The following is a 602-nucleotide window of genomic DNA, read 5'->3' as shown; positions in this document are numbered from 1 at the left end:
CTGACCCGGCCCAGCAGCTGGGCATAGGCCAGGTGGCACAGGCTGGCCACGCTCACGCCCAGGCGGCGGGCCTGGGTGCGCAGCGCTTGGCTCAGCGAATCCGGCAGTGCCAGGTGGGCTTCGCCGATCTGGCTGCCGTCGCCCTGCACGTCTGACAGGCCGTAGGGCAGCGTTGGCTCGTCCACATCGCCCAGTTGCTCGCGGAAGTAGGCCTCGTGTTGGGCGGGTGTCAGCCCCAGCCGGGCCTGTGCCACATGGTGGCGGAAGGACTGCGCAGGAGGCTGAGGCGGCTGAGCACCAGAAAGCAGCGACAGGACCTCGCCCTGCATCTCACGCATGCTGGTGTCGTCCAATGCCAGGTGGTGCATCAGCAGCAGCAGCAACCAGCGCTGCTGGGCGGCATCGTGCAGCACATGGGCCCGCATCAGCGGTGCCTGGGTCAGCTCGATCCGGGTGTGGCGCGGGTCCCAGCGTTCGCGCAGCTGTGTCGCAGCGTCTTGGTCGCTGTCAGGGTCGAGGGCGTCCTCTTGCAGCAGCAGCGGTGCCTCGCGCCAGACCACCTGCACCGGCTCGTCCAGGCCTTCCCAGTGCAGCGCGGTGCG

1 protein-coding gene is annotated in these 602 nt (G+C 69.4%); it reads right to left on the bottom strand.

Annotation, left to right across the window (positions count from 1 at the left end; genetic code table 11):
• The coding region (locus H5407_RS23565; protein WP_183106916.1) for a condensation domain-containing protein at nucleotides 1–602 on the bottom strand (602 nt) is incomplete at both ends.

This window comes from Mitsuaria sp. WAJ17 (assembly GCF_014174515.1).
Classification (GTDB): Bacteria; Pseudomonadota; Gammaproteobacteria; order Burkholderiales; family Burkholderiaceae_C; genus Roseateles_B.
This window is presented reverse-complemented; position numbering and strand designations above follow the sequence as displayed.